This window comes from Streptomyces sp. NPDC005808, from assembly GCF_042871385.1.
GTDB lineage: Bacteria > Actinomycetota > Actinomycetes > Streptomycetales > Streptomycetaceae > Streptomyces.
Genome location: NZ_JBIAIK010000013.1, coordinates 19,163 through 36,545, shown reverse-complemented (window position 1 = coordinate 36,545; position 17,383 = coordinate 19,163). Strand labels below are relative to the sequence as shown.

Sequence of the window (17,383 nt, the reverse complement as noted above, 5' to 3'; positions counted from 1 at the left end):
CAGCAAGAAAGGCAACATCCCAGTGATCTCCGACCGGCACGCACCGCACCAGCAGCCGTACGGGACGGCATACGAGCAGATGCTGGAGAAGGTCCGCTACGAGGGCGCATACCCCACACGTGAGAGGGCCGACGAAGCCGTCCGCCTGGTCCTCGCCGGACTGGGGCGCCAACTGACCGGCGACGAACGCGCCGACCTGGCCGCGAGCCTGCCCTTGGAAGCCGCACGGATGCTGACCGTTCAGATGCCCGACCCCCAGCCGCTGACCGGCTGGGCCTTCGTCAAGGATCTCGCCGCCCGCACCGGCGCCTCCCTGGCCACCACCCGCTGGGACACCGGATCCGTCTTCTCCGCCGTCGCCGCCTACGCCGACCCAGACCTGATCACCCGCGTCCTCCACCAACTCCCCACCGGCTACGCCCTGCTGTTCGGCCGCGCCGAACTCGCCCCCGCCGCGTAGACGACGACGTGCGGGATCGAGGCGGGCACGGTGCCCCCTGCATCGCTGCCCGCCCTGCCTTCCGGGAGGAGGGTGCTGTCATCTGTCCGATCAGGCTCCGTGGCTTGGTCAGGCTGTTTTGAGAGTGCCTGGGGTGGTAGAGGGTGGGGTGCCGAGGCACGGCGCGGGGTGGGGTGCTGAGGCACGGCGCGCACGGCGCTGACGCGGCGGCAGGTGAGGCAGACAAGGGATGAACCGCCGACTTGTATGTGCCGTAGCAGCGCGTGGTCGGGTGAAGCCGAGCGCCGGGGAACTCGACCCGGGCCGGCGGCCGGGCCGGCGACCCGGGCCGGCGGCACTGCTTCTTGCGATCGCTCGCGAAAACGTGTCTACGGTCTCTGGGTGATCACCTGCCCCACGAGCTGGCGCTGTTGACGGGGACGGGCCACGTGACGCTCGACGATCACGTTGGTCGACTTGATCACGGCAATCGCCGGAACACCGGGTTCCAGCCTCAGTTCCTCAGCCGACTCGCGGACGACCAGCGCCACCATCCGGAACGGCCGGCCTGGATCGCCACCTGCGCCGGCACATCTCCGCGGACCACGTCGGTGACGCTGCCGCAGAGGCGGTTGCGGGCCGAGGAGCCGGTGGACTCCCGCTCCGCTCGGTGCACCTGCCGGGCGCGGCCGCTAGGGCCGGCCCGAGGATGATCCGGCGGCCCACCTCATCGCGATCGGCGGTGAGTTTCCGTCGATCAGGCGTCTCACGGTGTCGGCGCTGACAACGAGCAAGGCGGCAGCGTCCCCGATACGGTAAGTGTGCATGCGCTGATGGCGCGGCCGCAGATGCGAGGGAAATGCCTCCCGTCACGTCGCATGAGCCTGGCCCTCACCCCGGAACCCGTGGCCGCGGCGACCACGCGGCCGACACCCCAGACGAAGGGGACGCGCTCTCAGGCTCACCCCAGCCGGCAAACCCGATGAACCGCCGTCAGTACGTCCTACCTTGGTGCCTGGAAGCCGCCGATTTTCTGCTCGAGCAGTTCGGCCAGCCGCAGCGGGGTGCGGTCCTCGAACATCGGGCTGATGAGCTGCACTCCCACCGGCAGACCCTCGGGTGACCGGCCCGCCGGTATGGCGGTGGCGGGGAGACCGGGCATGGTGGCCAGACCGGCCCAGACAAGCTGGTCGAAGTAGAACGGAAACCGACAGTCACGGTGGGGTCTCGCTTCATGTCCGGCCGCCCGTTCCCGCGATCGTGACCGATACCTCAGAACCGCCACCGGGGTAGTCACCGTGGGCGGGGCCTCGCCTGCCCGAAGACGCACTCATCCCAAGTGGCCCGTGATGAGCATCAAGACCGGTGCCCCCCCCGTGTCGGATGTTCGGAGGACTCGTCGCCCTGATTCTGACCGGTCTTCCCACACCCCCTGGCGCAGGGCCGACTGGTCGACATGGTCGTCCGGCAGAGATGTCAGCAACGGTGTCCCCCAAGGGCCGGATCGGTGAGGTGGTCCCGCCTCGCCTGGGGCCCTGGGTGTGGCTCCGCCTCGGCTGCCATGCAGCCGGACGGCGTCGTCGCCGGTGGCGAGGATCCTGCTCCTGGGCTTGGTGGGGTTCTTGCCAAGGCGGACCGGACGGCCGTAGCGGCGTCTCCATTTCCTCATTGACCAGGACGTCCAGCAGGTGCGGAGGGGGGCCGACGACTTTGTCCAGCGCGGCGCGTACTGCCTCAGTGAGCAGCCCAAGGCGTGTCGGGTCGCGGACCCGCGGCCAGAACGTGGGTGGAATCGGTGCGCTGCGTGGTGCGCTCGCGCACCAGTCCGGCCTCCTCCAGGCGGGACAGCGTCAGATCGAGAAGAGCCTCGACCACCCCCGCTGATCATGTTGCCGCACCGCGAACCTCCGAGATCACCGACAGAGTCAAGCTCACGCCGGTCTGGACATGCCCCGGGCGGGGCGACGACCACCGGCGGGTGCTGCCGGGTGCTGAGATTCCCGGAAAAAACGGCTGAGCCCGGGAGCTCACCGGAAGGCCTGGCCGACGCCGGGGCGGCGAACAGGTTGGTGTGCGGGGCAGACGGAAGCGGGTAACGTCTTTGTCATGTTCTTCCAGACGCCGATTTACGAGTGAGGGCGTGATTGTCCATTGCTGACGTCTTTCGACGTCGGCGCCCGCCCCGCCGATGAATCCGTAGATCACTTCGCATCCTTACCGGGAGAACCCGTGACCGTGAGCAAGAACATCAACAACCCCGTGGGCATGGGCGGCGGCCAGCGCAAGAAGCTGTCACGCGCCGAACGGCAGAACCACGGTCCGTACCGCAACCTCGACCGCCAGGGTGCAGCCGACAAGAAGGCGGAGCTGGTGCGGAAAATGCGCGAGAAGGCAGGCGCAGCTGAGGGCGCTGGGCAGGCGGACGACGACACCGCACAGGGCTGATGCGCCGCGCCGCGGGCGGCACCGCACGAGGCAGGGCCCGGACCGCGACGCGCGGGCCGGGCCGCGAATGACGAGACCTGCGATCAGCAACTGCCTCTGCCACCAAGACCAGTTCTGCCGGACATGGCCGCAGCGCGCAGTCGCGGGCCTGCTGACGTAGTCGAGGCTCATTGGCAGGCCCTACGACTCAGCTGGCAGTGGAAGCCGGCGGTACACCAACTCCGCACGCCCAGGCGCCCCTATCCGGGCATCGTCCCACTGCTGAAGGCTGCCGCCGCTCAACCACGACTACGGCGGCTGTCTCCGTTCACCAGCCACTTCGCCCTGCTCTTCAGCCGCTCCACCAGCTACCCCTGGACTGTGCAGGCCGGACCGATCGAGCCCCTGGACAACGAACGGTTCAAGGTTCGCCGACGAGTGCGCTGCCGAGACAGCGGGGTTGGAGCAAGACCAGCAGTCCCCGCGGCCCCTGGTCGCCACCGAGCGCGTCGAGCAGCTCAAAGGCGCTGCGCCCCGGGCCATGCCACTTCTCTACGTGCGTGAGCGAGGCCCGATCCGGCCAGTTATGGCCCGGGCCCACTGCCGGCTCACTCAGCACCTTGACTGGGAACGTCATTGGCGACCTGCGCCAGTCGGCCAAGCTGCACCGCCTCGAACTGGACGTACGGGTTGCCTGGAACGGCCCCGCGTGGCCGCCGTAGCCGAGGACCTGCTCTGATCCGTACAGTGTCCCTCGGTGCCCCGTATGCGAGCGCAGCGGGAACTCCTGCCGTAGCGCGTAAGGGATGTGCTGACCACCGCGTGTGCCGCTGCCCCGGCTGAAGCGACGTCCACCCCCGGCTCAACGGTCTGTTCCTCTTCCACCTGGTGGAGAAGAAACAGGCCATCCGGTATATTTCGTTTGTGGACGGGGTGTTGGCTGAGGGGGAGGCATCGCTGTGCAGGCGCAGGTGGTGGTGGCGGGCGGGGGGCCCGTCGGGATGCTCATGGCGGCCGAACTGGCCGCGTACGGGGTCGACACGGTGCTGCTGGAAACCCGGGCGGGGGTGTCCGAAGGGCCCAAGGCGACCACGCTGCACGCCCGGGCGGTGCAGTGCCTGGCCCGGCGTGGATACCCGTACCCGGAGGGCGGGGGAGCCGGTCCGTTCCACTTCGCGGGTCTTCCCGGGCTGGTCATCACGGCCCCCGAGGGCGAACCGGCACCGATCCTCAAGCGCCCCCAGGCGGAGCTCGAGCGCATCTTCGAGGAGCGGGCCCGGGCGGCGGGGGCGCGGATTCTGCGCGAGCACCGGGTGACCGAGGTCGTCCAGGAGGACGACGGGGTACGGGTCGTGGCCGAGGGGCCGCGGGGTGTGGTGATGTGCGCCGCCGGATATGTCGTGGGGGCGGACGGCGCCCGCAGTACGGTCCGTACGCAGGCCGGGATCGGCTCCGACACCCATCCGGCCACGGTCTCCGCGCTGATGGGCACCGTGACGCTGCCGGACCCCGGTGCGCTGGCCGACGGCTGGCAGCGCACCCCGCGCGGCTGGATCGTGTCCAAGCACGACCCAGAGGGCAGGACGCACATCCGGACGCTCAACTGCGCCGGGGCGCACGCCGACCGGCGGCTGCCGGTCACCCTGGAGGAGCTCCGTGGAGAGGTGTCCTGGATCGCCGGACGGGAGATCGCGATGGACGATCCGCGGTGGCTCAGCAGGTTCAGCGACTTCGACCGCCTGGCCCGGACGTTCCGCGCGGGGCGGGTCTTCCTGGTGGGGGACGCGGCGCACGTGCACTTCCCGATCGGCGGGCAGGGCCTGAGTACCGGTGTGCTGGACGCGCTGAACCTGAGCTGGAAGCTGGCGCTCACGGTGCTCGGCTCGGCGGCCCCGGACCTGCTCGACACCTACGACCAGGAGCGCAGGCCCATCGCCCGGCGGGTCGTCGACAACACGCGGGCGCAGCTCGCCCTGATGCGGCCGGGTGTCGAACTCGACGCGCTGCGCCAGGTGTTCGCCGGGCTGATGGCGGCCGAGCGCGAGTACGGGGAGCTCAGCGGCGTGATCAGCGCGCAGGACACGGTGCTGCCGGACCACACTGGTGGGCGCTGCCCAGGAGCAGGAGCGTTTCTGCGTAATGTGGCGCTGTCCACCGAGGCGGGCGAGACCGATGTGATCGCGCTGCTGCGGGACGGTCGGCCACTGCTGCTGCTCCTCGGCGAGCGGGCGGACCGCTACCGCGAGGAGGCGCGGGCCTGGGAGGGCACCGTGCGAGTGGTGAGCGCCCGGCCCACCCCCGATGTGCCGTACGAGGCGGTGCTGGTGCGGCCCGACGGCTACCTCGCCTGGGTGGCGGGGGACTGTGAACTGGCGGAGGTTCTGCCGGTGTACTTCGCCGAGGGCGCCCTCGTGGGGCGCCCCTGACGGGGGCCCGCCCGCTCAGCCGGCGGCTTCGAGCGCGTCTACGGCCTTGAGCGCCTCGGCGAAGACCGCGGCCCCTCGGCCCTCGGACAGGTCGAGCGAGGCGAGGACCGAAGGCACCACGGCGCTGGGCAGCACGTGGCGCATCAGTGCGGAGACCCTGCCCACCAGGTCGCGGTAGTCGCTCACGGCCTGGGACATGGACTGGATACCGGCGAAGGAGCCGACGATGACATCGGCCGTCTCGGACGGCGAGACGTGCGGCATCAGCTCGCCCTGGGCCTGCGCCTGCTGGAGCAGGTCGAGGCCGACCTCGCCCCAGCGCAGGAACGGGCCACTGCGGTCGAGGCCCTCCGCCAGTTGGTCCATCGACAGCCGTACGCCGGCGCGCACCATCGGGTCGGTCTGCAGGCGGTGGGCATGCAGCATGACGACGTCCACGATCTCCTGCACCTTCGAGGGGCGGGGAGGGACGGAGAAACGCAGTTCCTGTTCGGCGATCACGCCCTGGGCCAGGTCTTCCTTCGACTGGAAATGGAAGTACAGGGCGCCCTTGGTCACCCCCGCCGCGGCCAGGATCTGGGAGATTGTGGCCGCTTGGTACCCGTGTTCCTCGAAGATCGTGGCCGCCGCCAGAAGGATCGTCTGACGTGTGCGGATGGCTCGTACCTGCTCAGCCACTCTGCTTCCTCCCTCCTCAGGGTTGTCGAGCGTTGAGGGGCCTAAAAAAACCGCTCAGTTCGTATCTTACAGCGGTCGTTCCTGCCCATCCCCGCCCGGGAAAGACCCGGACCAGAGAGGGAAGTTCATGATTCTTGTCACCGGTGCCACCGGCACGGTAGGGCGGGAAGTGGTCCGTCGTCTCCCCGCTGACTTGGCGGTTCGCATCATGGCCCGGACTCCGGGGCGGGTCACGGGGGCGGCGGGGACGGCTCAGGTCGTTCCCGGGGATTTCTCGGATCGAAGCTCGCTGGAGCGCGCCCTGAGCGGGGTGAGCACCGTGCTGCTGGTGACCATGCCCTACGGGGACGACGACGCGCGCTTCCTGCGGACCGCCTTCTCGGCCGGGGTGCGGCGCGTGGTGAAGCTGTCCGCCGCGGCGGTCGCGGACAGCCGGGCCGAGGACCTGATCGCGCGGATGCAGCGCCGGAACGAGGACCTGTTGCGCGGATCCGGAATGGAGTGGACCCTGCTGCGCCCCCGCTCGTTCATGTCCAACGCCCTTGCCTGGGCCAGGTCCGTCCGCTCGGACGACGTGGTGCGGGCCCTCTATGGGATGTCGGCCAACTCGTGCGTCGATCCGCGCGACGTCGCGGAGGTGGCGGTGCGCACCCTCACCGAGGAAGGCCACGCAGGCAGGGTCTACACGCTGACCGGGCCCGAGCCGATCACGGCGGTCGAGCAGACGGCCCAGCTCGCCGAGGCGTTGGGGCGTCCGCTGCGGTTCGAGGAACTGGGCCCGGATGGGGCACGTACCGCATTGGGCTCGTACTACCCGCCGACCGTCGTCGAAGCGCTCCTGGAGAGTGCGGAGCGGCAGAGGGACGGGGCGAAGCGCGATGTGGACACGGCGGTTCCCACTCTCCTCGGCCGGCCGGCCGGGACCTTCCGCGGGTGGGCGAAGGATCATCGTGGTGCCTTCACGACCGATTGAGGGCGGCCGTCGGCCGCCTGAGGGAGGAGGCCGACGACCGGGTCCGGTCAGCAGCCGTGCGACCCGGCGGTCACGGTCGAGCGGAAGACGACCGCACTGTCCTGACGGGCGGTCACCAGGACGCTCTCCTCACCCGGGGTGCTCGCGGGCAGCCGGACCGCCTCGATCATGCAGGGGGAGTCGAGCTCGGTGTACCGCTTGAACTCGTTGGCGATGGCGAGGGGGAGGTAGGAGGAGCGCCCCAGCACCGAGGCCGTTGCCTGGCGGGCCGCCTCGATCAGCACCATGCCCGGTACGTGGTCGACCGGGTGCTCGAAGAGCACGGGGTGCCGCGTGTCCACCCGTAGCTGCCAGCGGTCCCGTTCGCTCGTGGGCGAGAGCACGACGTCCATGGGCGACATGCGTCCGACACTCTGGGGTGCCGCCGGGCTGATCAGCGGGAGCTGGTACCAGCCGCCGCAGAGGGTTTGCTCGCCGCGCAAGCGCTCGTAGACCGCCGGAGCCATGCAGGACAGGGAGCCGCCTCCCGTCGCGACGACGCGGCCGTCGCGGTGGAAGACCGCGTCGACGCGCATACCCGAAACGTTCCTGCCGCGCCGTTTGATCTCCGTGCAGGTGACGTCGATGCTGAGCGCGGCGGGCTTGTATCCGACATGGAGGTGCTCCGGCCGGACGGCTATGTCGAGGTCCCACACGACGAACTGGTGGCCGAAGGGAACACCGAACTCGGCGTGCGCCAGCAGGATGCCGACCTGGCGAATCGTTTCGCAGCCGATGAGCGGGTCGTGGTAGTCGCCCGCGACCGGGGTGAAGAAGCTGTGGCCCCGGGGCCACTGGGCAGACATGACGAAGTGGGTGTCGTCCACCCGCTCCCAGTCGGTGAGCATGACCTCCGAGACGGCGGAACGGTGCACCAGCTCCTTGGGGACGGTGGAGGTCAGGGTCATGGGGTAGAAGCCGCCCGGCTTGATCGTGGAAGCCTTGGTATCTCTTCTCATTTCGCCGTCGAATGTTGTCCGTTCGACGTGAAACGTGTTCGCAGACATTGCTCCCCCTGGGTCGAAGCGAGATGTGGTCAGTACCTCAGTGGTCTTCCTGGGCCCAGAAAGTACATACCAACCGGTTTAATTACTAGTGCAACTGACACTCCGTCACCAAATTTGGCGGAGGCATTCCTTCCGATTTATGCCGCGCCGCTGGTGGAGTCGGATCGGCGGCTCCTGTGCAGGGCCGATGCCCGCGGCCCGGGCCCCGCACGGGTCGAGTGCCGCACGAGCCGTTCTCGAGCAGGGTGGTCGAAGGTGCGTGCAGCGTCCTGGTGGATCCAAAGGTCCCCACTTCCGGACTTTGATGGGTGATCGGACGAGCCCCGATAGAAACCGCGCAGACGGTTTGTTATGGTTGGCTTCTGGATCGGGGCAGTACGCCGGCCTGCCCTTCGGCAAGCGCGGTAACCCCCCTGTGATGACGGAGCGGTCGATGGTCAAACAGGAACGCGCGGCGCGCACGCGTGAAGCCCTGATCCGGTCCGCGGCCGAGGTCTTCGAGCGGGAGTGCTTCTCCACGGCATCGCTCACCGCGATCAGTTCGCTGGCGGGCGTGAGTAACGGGGCCCTGCACTTCCACTTCGCCAGCAAGGCCGTTCTGGCGGAGGTTGTCGAGGAGGAGGCGCTCGCCAGGCTGCTGGCCGTCACGAACCGCGCGCTCCGGTCCGGGGCGAGCCGCCATGTGCAACTCCTCGTCGACGTCAGCCACGGGCTCGCCGCCGCGCTGTCCGGCGACGTGGTGCTGCGGGCCGGGTTCGCCATGTGTGGCGAGATGAATCGCCCGCGCCGGGCGGATCTGTGCGAGTGGTGGCGGCTCTGGGTTCACGAGACGCTGAAGCGGGCCGAGGTAGAGGGGGAGTTGAGGCCCGGGGCCACGGCGCGGGACGTGGAGAGTGCCGTGGTGGCCGCCGCCGTGGGGTTCGGGGTGCTCGGGGTCCGGGACGCGGCCTGGCTGTCGGCGTCGACGGTCACTCGCTTCTGGCGGCTGCTGCTTCCGACGCTCGTGCCGGCGGCGAGTGTTGCGGGCCTCCGGGCCGACGGGGCCGCCGGAGAGTGCCGATTGCCGTAGGGACGGTTGTCGCGCCCCGGTTCTTCGCTCATGTGTGCGGGAGGGCCGGGGCTTCCGTGTCTGGTCAGCCTGGTCCAGGGAGGCGACCGGACGGTTTGTTTTGGCTGGACTCTTGCCGTGTTAGAGGTGGATGAAGAGTCGGGTCGCAGACGCTGTCGCGCTCGTCAGCAGATCAACTACGCAGTACAGACAGGGTTCTTGAGGGTTCGTCAGCGAGTCTCAGAGGTGAAAACAGCGCGGTTGGTTTTGGATTGACAAACCGCTGGTCCTGTTTTTTACTGACTGCTCATCCACGGACAGGGGAGTACGGCGTGGACATCGAAGTACTGGGCACACTGGCGGTGCGGGAGCACGGGGTCTCCGTCACTCCGACGGCCCCGAAGCCGCGACAGGTGCTGGCTCTGCTGGCACTCCATGCCGACCAGGTCGTTCCGGTGTCGGCCCTCATCGAGGAACTGTGGGCGGGCGCACCGCCGCGCAGCGCCCGGACCACCCTGCAGACGTACGTGCTGCAGCTGCGGGCCCTCATCGCGACCGCCTTGGAACAGGCGGCGGCCGACGGCGACGAGGGGGCCGTCGGCCGGCGTACCGCCAAGGACGTGCTCGTCACGCTGCCGGGCGGCTACCTGCTCGACAGCGGCGGCGGCACCAGCGACGTCCGCGAGTTCGACCGGATCGCGGGGACGGGCTACCGGGCCATGGACGCGGGTGACTTCCCGGGCGCCGCCCGGCTGCTGCGCGAGGCACTGTCGCTGTGGTCCGGACCTGCCTTCGCCGACGTGCAGGGCGGCATCCAGCTGGACATGGAGACCCAGCGGCTGGAGGAGACCCGGCTGTGCGCGCTCGACCAGCGCATCGAGGCCGACCTGCGGATAGGACGGCACCGCGAGCTGCTCGCCGAACTGACCGTGCTCGCCAGCCGGTACCGCACCCACGAGAACCTGCACGGCCAGTTCATGCTGGCCCTGCACCGCTCCGGCCGCCGGAGCGAGGCCCTCGACGTGTTCCAGCGGCTGCGCGCCACGCTGGTGCGCGAGCTGGGGCTCGAGCCCTCGGCCGTGCTGCGCAGGCTGCAGCGCTCGATCCTCATGGCCAGCCCGGAGAGTCCGGGGGCGGCGGAGACCACCAGCGAGCGACTCCTCCGCGTGGGCTGACATGGCCGCACACGACACCAGGCACGCGGCAGCGGCCGGCTCGCCGGGCCGCACGCACGCCCGGACCACGGGCCGAGGAGGCAGCGCCGTGCAGGTGAGGTCGGAGCGGACCCGCAGGAAGTTGGTACAGGCGGGGGCCGAGATGTTCCGGCGCAACGGCTACGCGAACGCGACACTCGGCGAGATCGCCGCGTTCGCCGGAGTGACCAAGGGTGCGCTGTACTTCCACTTCGCCTCCAAGGAAGAACTGGCGGAGGCGGTCCATCTGCGGGGCTGTGCGCTGCTGCACGAGTCGGTGGGCGCACTGCGCGCGTCCGGACTGCGCCCGCTGCAGACCCTGATCGACACGACGCACTGGCTCGCCTGGAGCCTGCGCGAGGAGCCGGCGGTCCCGGCCGGCTTCCGGATCACCAAGGAGCGCGCCGGACTCCAGGAGGTCACCACCGACTTCCACCGGGTCTGGTTCGCGGTGGTCTGCGGGCTGCTGCGTCAGGCTCAGGAGGCGGGGGAACTCCGCTCTGGGAACAGTTGGGAGAGCGTCGAATCGCTGGTGGCCGCGACGGCCTTCGGGATCGAGGCGATGGCCGGTACGGGAATGCCCTACGCCGAGCTCCAGCGCCGGGTCACCGGGATGTGGCTGATGCTGCTGCCGAGCCTGGTGCCCGAGGGCGCGGAGGCGGGCTACCGCGTGGGGACGCAGGGAGCCGGCCTGCCGTCCCGCGGCGCGGACGGTCCCTTGGACGACCTTGGGAAACCGCTACCGGTCGGGGTCACCGGCAGCACCCGGTGAGCATGTGCCACCGACGGCTTGGAGGAGCCAGCGATGACGAGTGAACATCCCGCGGACGCGGATGTACTGACGGACCTCATCGGAGTGCTCGGCGACGTCCTGCGGGTCAAGCCGGAGAAGATCGACCCCGACCAGACCTTCCCGTCCCTGGGAATCGACTCGCTGCTGGTCGTGGAGTTCGTGGCCGTCGTCGGCAGGCGGTACGGGATCCAGGTGCGCGCGACCGATCTGTACGACTACCCGACTCCGGCGTCCTTCGCCCAGGAGATCAGGCGGCCGACGAGCAGCGCCGCCGCCGTCGCGAGTTCTGCCGCCCCTCCCGCCGTCGCCGCCGGCACGCAGGAGCCGGGGCCCGCGCCCGCGACGCGGATCGCGGAGGTGCTGCGGCAGCGGCTCGCGGCGATCCTGTGCTGCGACCCCTGGGACATCAACACCACCGCCGCGTTCAACGTGCTGGGCGTGGACTCCATCGTGGGCGCCGAGTTCATCGCGGCAGTCAACCAGACCTTCGGTCTCCGGGAGCGGTCCGCCCTGCTCTACGAGCACCCCAACCTCGCGGCCATGGCGGCGTACATCGCGATCCGTACCGGCGAGTCCGTGCCGGAGCCCGCCCCCGCCCCCGCCCCCGCCCCGGCCGCAGGGGCGCAGGTGTCCGAGTCGGCCTCCCGTACGGCCCACCGGCCGCTCTTCCGGTCGGCTCCCGTCGTACGGCCGTTCCCGGGCCGCGACCTCGACGTCCTGCTGGACGCGATCCGTGACGACCGGCTCACCCTGGACGAGGCACTCGTGCTGCTCGGCCGCCGCGGCTGACGCTGTTCCACACTCAGAAGGAGCCCGTCCAGATGGACGAGAAGGAAGTCCTGACCCGGTTCAAGAACGGCGGTCTGGACCGGGCCCAGGTGGCCGCGCTAATGAGCGGTGCCGCTGACGGCGACGGTGTCGCGGGCATCGCCGCCGGTCCGGAGCCCGTCGTCTTCCACCTGCCGGACGCCTGGCCGGAGCGGGACGCCGACGGACCGACCCCTGCGGCGGCCCGTTCGGTGACCGTGACGTCCTCGGTGTCCTCGGCCTCCTCGGTGTCCGGCCGCGACACCGTTGAGCCGGTCGCCATCGTCGGGATGGCTGGGCGCTACCCGGGCGCGCCCGACCTCGCCGCCTTCTGGCGCCGGACGTGCTCCGGACACGGCAGCGCGTCGGCGCCGCCGGCCGGGCGGCCCGGTGACGAGACGGGTCACTATCTGGACCGCGTACAGGACTTCGACCCGGAGTTCTTCGGGATCGACGCGCACGAAGCCGCCCTGATGGACCCTCAGGAACGGCTGTTCCTGGAGACCGCGTGGGAGGCCCTCGAGGACGCCGGATGCACCGGAGGCCGCCTGGACGCCCTGACCGCCCCGGACGGGACGCGGCGCAGCGTCGGCGTGTTCGCGGGCGCCGGGAGCGGCGACTACGCGCTGCTCGCGGCCCGGACGTGGACGCGCGAGAGGGCCGTGCCGATGCCGCGGAGCGGCCCGTGGAGCCTGCCCAACCGGCTCTCCGCCCTGCTCGGTCTCACCGGCCCCAGCCAGTCGGTCGACACGAAGCAGTCCTCCGTCCTGGTCGCGGTCCATCACGCACTCGCCGCCCTGCACCGCGGCGAGTGCGCCGCCGCGCTCGTGGGCGGCGTGCGGCTGCTGCTGCACCCGTCGAGCCGGCGGCCCGGCGCTGGCGAGGGCGTCGGCGCGCTGCTGCTGAAGCCCCTGGAACGGGCCCTGGCCGACGGGGACACGGTGCACTGCGTGGTGCGCGGCAGCGCCGTCGGCCACACCGCGCCCCACCCCTCCTCCGGCGCGACGGCCGGACCCGGCCGCGGGTCGCGGACTGTCGGCGTGGGTACGGGCGGGCCTGCGCACGGCGGCGCGGCCGAGTGCGGGAGCGGTGACGCTGGGGGGAGCGGTGACGCGTCCGCGCAGCGGGTGTTGCGCGAGGCCCTGCGTGCCGCGGGCGTGGACGCGGCGGCCGTCGTCCGGGAGGACGCGGGCTCCGTGCGCGCGCTCGTCGGCGACGCGGGCGCCGCAACCGGAGCCGCGCTCCTGACGCGGGCCGTGCTCCAGCTGCGGCACCGGGTCCTTCCGCCCGGAGCCGACCGCGCCGAGGCGCAGTCCTGGCAGAGCGGGGGGAACGCGGAGAACGCCGGGGGCGCGGGGAGCGTCCCCCGCCGGATCTGCGTCGGGCTGCGCGGCGGTGGGGGAGCGGAGGCGCATGTGGTGCTGGAGGAGTACGTGCCCGCTGCCGCGGTGACACAGGGCAGGGCCCCGTCGATAGCGGCGGGGACGGAGGCGTGCGTGTCCGGCGTCTCGGTCGTAGCGGGCGTGGAGGAGTGCCTGCCCGCCGCTGGGGAGTTGTTCGTTCTGTCCGCGCCCACCCCGGCGCATCTGGTCGCCACCGCGCGGAGGTTCGTCGATCTGCTCGGCGGTCACGGGGTCGTGCCGGGGCTCGGGGTGGTGGCACGGGCTCTGCGTGGGGGACGGGCCGCCATGGACTGCCGGTTCGCGGCCGTCGTCGGCGACACCGGCGAACTGGTGCGGACCCTTGAGCAGTTCGTACGGGACGGGGGGCCGTGCAGCGACCTGCGGGACGGGGACACCGACCCGCTCGGGCTGGGTGGTCTACCCGAGACGGACGACTATGTCGCCGCGCTGTGGCGGGCCGGGCACCTGCGTCAGCTGCGCGCGCTGTGGCTGTCCGGGCTCGACATCGACTGGGCCGCGCTGGAGCGGGCCCACGGCTCAGGCGCCGTGGCCGTATCGCTGCCCCCGTCCGCCTTCCTGCGTGTCCCGCTCTGGCTGGGCGGCGAGGAGGGACAGGCATGACCGCGCTCCTCCATGACGTGGCGGAGCCGGGCGAATCCCGGCCCGACCCGGTGAACCTGTGGTTCTGCCCCAACGACGACCTCGCGCCCGGGATCGCCGCCACCCTGGCCTCGTACTGGCTGGACGAGAACGAGCGGGAGGTGGCCGGCCGGTTCCTGTTCGAGCGCGACCGCCGTCAGTACCTCGTCGCCCACGCCCTGGTGCGCCGGGTGCTGGCGCTCGAGACCGGCATTCCCGAGGCCGAGGCGATCATCTGGCGCTCCTCGCGCGGGCGGCCGTTCCTCCAGACGCCCGCCGGTGGCCTGCCACGCGGCGCCGACACTCTGGACTTCAACCTCTCCCACGCCAACGCGTACAACCTGCTGGGCGTCTCCCGGGGCCTGCGCATCGGCGTCGACCTGGAACGGCTGGACCGTGGCGAGCGCGGACTGGAGAACATCATCGCGACGTTCTCCGCCGAGGAGCAGGACTGGATCGCCGACGCGGCCTCCGGGCGGCCGCGGAGCCGACGCGCGCTGCGCCTGTGGACGCTGAAGGAGGCGTACTCGAAGGCGCGGGGGCTGGGGCTCGGCCTGCCCTTCGACTCCTTCGCCTTCACCCTGACCGAGGATCGCGGCGTCCTCGCCTTCCGGCCGCCCCCCGACGACTCGGCTGCGCACTGGCGGTTCCTGGAGATCGAGCCGGTGGCCGAGGTGCTGGCGGCGGTCGCCGTCGAGGTCGACGCCGGGCATCCGCCGGCCGTCCATCTGCACTACGGATTCCCGTGGGGCCGCGCCGCGCCGCGCCGCCTTGTGCTGCCGGAGACGGCTGGAGTGTGACGGTCCGCGGACGACGTCGCGGCACCGTACCCGCGGGGTGAGGCCGGAGGTGTGAAAGGCGGGGGCGTGAGTACGGGGAGCGAGCCCGACCAGGCCGGCGAGCTCGTCGCCGAGCTGTACCGGATACGGGCTCTGGGGGGCCGGAGACAATTGCGCCGGAAAGCGCCTCGAAAACGGTTCAAGGGTCGGAAAGAAGAGGCGGGATTCCGGCTACGGTGCACGGGTCGGCATCCGAATTCGACGAGAAGTCGACCGGGACCACGGCGAGGAGTCCCAGAATTCGGGTTCTGGATCAGCAGTAGGCCCGGCAGAGCACCGCCGTGAAGGGAAAGAGGTATCCCGTGCGCACCGCCACCACCCAGGGGCAGGCCGCCGCCGTCACCGAGGTGGCCGACGGCGTCCACGCGTACGTCCAGCCCCGGGCGGCTGGTGCCTGAACAACGCCGGCATCCTCACCGACGGCGGCCACAGCGCCCTCGTCGACACCGCGGCCACCGAGCGCAGGGCCCGGCAGCTGCGCCGGGCCGCCCTCGCGCGGGCGCCGCGCCCACCGCGCGCCCTGGTCAACACCCACTTCCACGGGGACCACACCTACGGCAACTTCGTCTTCCCCGAGGCGCTGACCATCGGCCACGAGCGGACGCGCGCCATGGTCCGGGCGGCCGGGATGCACATGGCCGGCCTGTGGCCGGACGTCTGCTGGGGCGCCATCGAGATCACCCCGCCCGAACTGACCTTCCGCCTCGGCCCGGCGGCCCACACGACCGACGACACCATCGTCTGGCTGCCGGAACAGGGCGTGCTCTTCACCGGCGACCTGGTGATGAACGGAGTCACCCCGTTCTGTGTCATGGGGTCCGTCAGCGGCTCCCTGCGGGCCCTGGAGCAGCTGCGCCCTGCGCGCCGGCACGGTCGTACCCGGTCACGGGCCGGTCGGCGGCCCCGAGCTCCTCGACGTCAACGAGACCTACCTGCGCTGGATCCAGCGGCTGGCCAAGGAGGGCGCGGCGGCCGGGGCGACCCCCCGGACCTGGCCCGTACCACGGACCTCGGCCCGTTCGCGGACCTGCTGGACGCCGAGCGGCTGCTCCCCGACCTGCACCGGGGATACGCCGAGGAACAGGGCCTCCCCGAGGGCTCGCCGCTGGACGTCGGCGCGCTGTGCGCGGAGATGACGGCCTATCACGGCCGCCCCCCGGAGTGCCTCGCCTGAGCCCGCCGCGACCGGCCAAGCCCTCTGCCACAGGTCACCGGCCGGGGGGTTCTTCCATGTCGGGGGCACAGCGGAAATTCGTAACCGGCTATCCCCGGAGGGGAATCCACCCGCTGTTTCCGCCCGCCCGGGACGGAGGGTCACTAGATGCCGACTCGAGAATTCCGGGACATTGCCCTGGGTCCGGCTACTGTGCGGAAGCCTAAGGCTGAAAATCGATGGGAACTCGACGAAATTCGGAGGAAACCGTGAAGATTCAGGTTCTGGGTCCGTTGAGTGCCGAGGTCAACGGGGGCTCGATTGTTCCGACGGCCGGCAAGCCGCGTCAGATCCTGGCGCTGCTCGCGCTGTATCCGGGGCGGGTGATGCCCGTGCAGACCCTCATGGAGGAGATCTGGGGCACCGAGCTGCCGCAGAGCGCGCTCACCACCCTGCAGACGTACATCCTGCAACTGCGCAGAAGACTGGGCACGGCGATGGGCCCGGGGGCGCCCGGCACCGCCAAGGACGTGCTCGCGACCCGGCACGGCGGGTATCTGCTCCAGATACCGTCGGAATCCGTGGACGTCCACGCGTACGACGCCCTCGTCGCCGGCGGCCAGAGCGCGTTCGACGAGGGGGACAACGAGCGCGCGGCCGACCTGCTGCGCAAGGCGCTCGTCCTGTGGAACGGCCAGGCGCTGGTCGACGTACGCGTCGGACCGATCCTCGAGATCGAGGTCATGCGACTGGAGGAGAGCCGCCTCGTGACGACAGAGCGGCGCATCGACGCGGACCTGCGGCTCGGCCGCCACGCCGAGGTGCTCGCCGAGCTGACCGAACTGATCGCCCGGCATCCGCAGCACGAGGGTCTGCACTCGCAGGCCATGGTCGCGCTGTACCGCTCCGGCCGCCAGGCCACGGCCCTGGACGTCTACCGCAGGCTGCGCGGCCGGCTGACCGGCGAGCTGGGCGTGGAGCCGTCCCCGCAGCTGCAGCGCCTGCACCAGGCGATGCTGGCGGTCGACCCCGCGCTGGACGTACTGGCGGGCCCGCGCCGCGGATCCACGTTCGACCTGTACGCGGCGTAGGCGCCGCCCCGCCGCACGGGTCGCTCGCCGCCGCACGGGAGCGTCCAGGCGAGGGGACCCTCGCCACCTGTTCGCCGCCTTCCTGCCCTCGCGCGGTCTCGCGGCCCTGCACGCCGATTCGAGCATGTCCCGAGCGAGGTCGGTGAGGGGCGAGGTCCACGTGGCGCGGTTCCTTGGAGGTGGCGATGGGCGGCAGGCGGGCCGCGCGACTGCACTGCTTCGCGCACGCGGGGGCCGGAGGGTCCTCGTTCTACGGTGGGACGCGGTCGCCGGGCGCGGGGTGCGGACCACGCCCTGGCTGCTGCCCGGTCGGGACGAGCGGCGCCGCGAACTCCGGATCACCGGACGCGACGAGCTCCTCGCCGACCTGAAGCCCCTGTTCGAGCAGATCGCCGACGAGCCGCACGCACGTACGTGCTCTACGGACACAG

At 71.0% G+C, this 17,383-nt stretch carries 17 protein-coding genes and 2 pseudogenes; 13 read left to right on the top strand and 6 right to left on the bottom strand.

The annotated features are described in order from the left end of the window. The first annotated feature begins 22 nt into the window (after positions 1–22). Positions 23–460, top strand: a complete 438-nt coding sequence (locus ACFYPC_RS26320; RefSeq protein ID WP_388680772.1) for a DUF2267 domain-containing protein — start codon at positions 23–25, stop codon at positions 458–460. Positions 461–828: 368 nt separating this feature from the next. Here the strand turns inward: ACFYPC_RS26320 and ACFYPC_RS26315 are convergent. From ACFYPC_RS26315 to ACFYPC_RS26305, 3 genes and pseudogenes are all read right to left on the bottom strand, one after another. Continuing rightward, positions 829–1,266, bottom strand: a pseudogene (locus ACFYPC_RS26315) (molybdopterin-binding protein). Positions 1,267–1,442: 176 nt separating this feature from the next. Then, a pseudogene (locus ACFYPC_RS26310) lies at positions 1,443–1,637 on the bottom strand (amidase family protein); the annotation flags it as partial. Between the two features lie 536 nt (positions 1,638–2,173). Next, complete coding sequence (locus ACFYPC_RS26305; RefSeq protein WP_388680770.1) at positions 2,174–2,314, bottom strand: hypothetical protein; 141 nt, start codon at positions 2,312–2,314, stop codon at positions 2,174–2,176. Positions 2,315–2,668: 354 nt separating this feature from the next. On the opposite strand from ACFYPC_RS26305, the gene ACFYPC_RS26300 reads away from it, so the two are divergent. From ACFYPC_RS26300 to ACFYPC_RS26290, 3 genes are all read left to right on the top strand, one after another. Continuing rightward, entirely contained in the window at positions 2,669–2,884 is a 216-nt protein-coding gene (locus tag ACFYPC_RS26300; protein WP_388680768.1) for a DUF6243 family protein, read from the top strand. Between the two features lie 123 nt (positions 2,885–3,007). After that, positions 3,008–3,427, top strand: coding sequence for a DUF6193 family natural product biosynthesis protein (locus tag ACFYPC_RS26295; RefSeq protein ID WP_388680766.1), 420 nt, complete (start codon positions 3,008–3,010; stop codon positions 3,425–3,427). Between the two features lie 395 nt (positions 3,428–3,822). Further along, positions 3,823–5,289: an FAD-dependent monooxygenase gene (locus ACFYPC_RS26290; RefSeq protein WP_388680764.1), complete on the top strand. Its 1,467-nt coding sequence runs from the start codon at positions 3,823–3,825 to the stop codon at positions 5,287–5,289. Positions 5,290–5,304: 15 nt separating this feature from the next. Here the strand turns inward: ACFYPC_RS26290 and ACFYPC_RS26285 are convergent, their stop codons facing one another. Then, positions 5,305–5,967, bottom strand: coding sequence for a ScbR family autoregulator-binding transcription factor (locus tag ACFYPC_RS26285; RefSeq protein WP_388680761.1), 663 nt, complete (start codon positions 5,965–5,967; stop codon positions 5,305–5,307). Positions 5,968–6,094: 127 nt separating this feature from the next. Here ACFYPC_RS26285 and ACFYPC_RS26280 point away from each other — a divergent pair, with 127 nt between their 5' ends. Further along, positions 6,095–6,940 (top strand): NAD(P)H-binding protein, encoded by an 846-nt coding sequence (locus tag ACFYPC_RS26280; RefSeq protein ID WP_388680758.1) that lies wholly within the window; start codon positions 6,095–6,097, stop codon positions 6,938–6,940. Positions 6,941–6,987: 47 nt separating this feature from the next. Here the strand turns inward: ACFYPC_RS26280 and ACFYPC_RS26275 are convergent, their stop codons facing one another. Beyond that, the gene (locus ACFYPC_RS26275; protein WP_388680756.1) at positions 6,988–7,938 is read right to left on the bottom strand and encodes a ScbA/BarX family gamma-butyrolactone biosynthesis protein; all 951 of its coding nucleotides are present in this window, start codon (positions 7,936–7,938) and stop codon (positions 6,988–6,990) included. Positions 7,939–8,419: 481 nt separating this feature from the next. On the opposite strand from ACFYPC_RS26275, the gene ACFYPC_RS26270 reads away from it, so the two are divergent. From ACFYPC_RS26270 to ACFYPC_RS26235, 8 genes are all read left to right on the top strand, one after another. Next, a complete protein-coding gene (locus tag ACFYPC_RS26270; RefSeq protein WP_388680753.1) occupies positions 8,420–9,055 on the top strand; it encodes a ScbR family autoregulator-binding transcription factor in 636 nt (211 codons plus the stop codon). Between the two features lie 311 nt (positions 9,056–9,366). Continuing rightward, positions 9,367–10,209 carry a BTAD domain-containing putative transcriptional regulator gene (locus ACFYPC_RS26265; protein ID WP_388680750.1) on the top strand — a complete coding sequence of 281 codons (843 nt, stop codon included), beginning with the start codon at positions 9,367–9,369 and terminating at the stop codon, positions 10,207–10,209. Between the two features lie 88 nt (positions 10,210–10,297). Beyond that, positions 10,298–10,999: a ScbR family autoregulator-binding transcription factor gene (locus ACFYPC_RS26260; protein WP_388680748.1), complete on the top strand. Its 702-nt coding sequence runs from the start codon at positions 10,298–10,300 to the stop codon at positions 10,997–10,999. A gap of 33 nt (positions 11,000–11,032) precedes the next feature. After that, positions 11,033–11,809: a phosphopantetheine-binding protein gene (locus tag ACFYPC_RS26255; protein ID WP_388680745.1), complete on the top strand. Its 777-nt coding sequence runs from the start codon at positions 11,033–11,035 to the stop codon at positions 11,807–11,809. Positions 11,810–11,841: 32 nt separating this feature from the next. After that, a complete protein-coding gene (locus ACFYPC_RS26250; protein ID WP_388680742.1) occupies positions 11,842–13,851 on the top strand; it encodes a polyketide synthase in 2,010 nt (669 codons plus the stop codon). Further along, positions 13,848–14,669, top strand: coding sequence for a 4'-phosphopantetheinyl transferase family protein (locus ACFYPC_RS26245; RefSeq protein WP_388680740.1), 822 nt, complete (start codon positions 13,848–13,850; stop codon positions 14,667–14,669). The genes ACFYPC_RS26250 and ACFYPC_RS26245 overlap by 4 nt, the downstream gene beginning before the upstream one ends. 229 nt (positions 14,670–14,898) lie before the next feature. Beyond that, complete coding sequence (locus tag ACFYPC_RS26240) at positions 14,899–15,882, top strand: MBL fold metallo-hydrolase (RefSeq protein ID WP_388681240.1); 984 nt, start codon at positions 14,899–14,901, stop codon at positions 15,880–15,882. Between the two features lie 248 nt (positions 15,883–16,130). Beyond that, positions 16,131–16,952: a BTAD domain-containing putative transcriptional regulator gene (locus ACFYPC_RS26235; protein WP_388680738.1), complete on the top strand. Its 822-nt coding sequence runs from the start codon at positions 16,131–16,133 to the stop codon at positions 16,950–16,952. A gap of 250 nt (positions 16,953–17,202) precedes the next feature. Here ACFYPC_RS26235 and ACFYPC_RS26230 read toward each other — a convergent pair whose 3' ends face one another. Next, a complete protein-coding gene (locus ACFYPC_RS26230) occupies positions 17,203–17,358 on the bottom strand; it encodes a hypothetical protein (RefSeq protein WP_388680736.1) in 156 nt (51 codons plus the stop codon). Between the last annotated feature and the right edge of the window lie 25 nt (positions 17,359–17,383).

Coding starts and splice junctions, on each gene's coding strand:
- ACFYPC_RS26295 (WP_388680766.1), top strand. CDS start 3,008: ATGGCCGCAGCGCGCAGTCGCGGGCCTGCTGACGTAGTCGAGGCTCAT.
- ACFYPC_RS26280 (WP_388680758.1), top strand. CDS start 6,095: ATGATTCTTGTCACCGGTGCCACCGGCACGGTAGGGCGGGAAGTGGTC.
- ACFYPC_RS26275 (WP_388680756.1), bottom strand. CDS start 7,938: ATGAGAAGAGATACCAAGGCTTCCACGATCAAGCCGGGCGGCTTCTAC.
- ACFYPC_RS26270 (WP_388680753.1), top strand. CDS start 8,420: ATGGTCAAACAGGAACGCGCGGCGCGCACGCGTGAAGCCCTGATCCGG.
- ACFYPC_RS26255 (WP_388680745.1), top strand. CDS start 11,033: ATGACGAGTGAACATCCCGCGGACGCGGATGTACTGACGGACCTCATC.
- ACFYPC_RS26250 (WP_388680742.1), top strand. CDS start 11,842: ATGGACGAGAAGGAAGTCCTGACCCGGTTCAAGAACGGCGGTCTGGAC.
- ACFYPC_RS26245 (WP_388680740.1), top strand. CDS start 13,848: ATGACCGCGCTCCTCCATGACGTGGCGGAGCCGGGCGAATCCCGGCCC.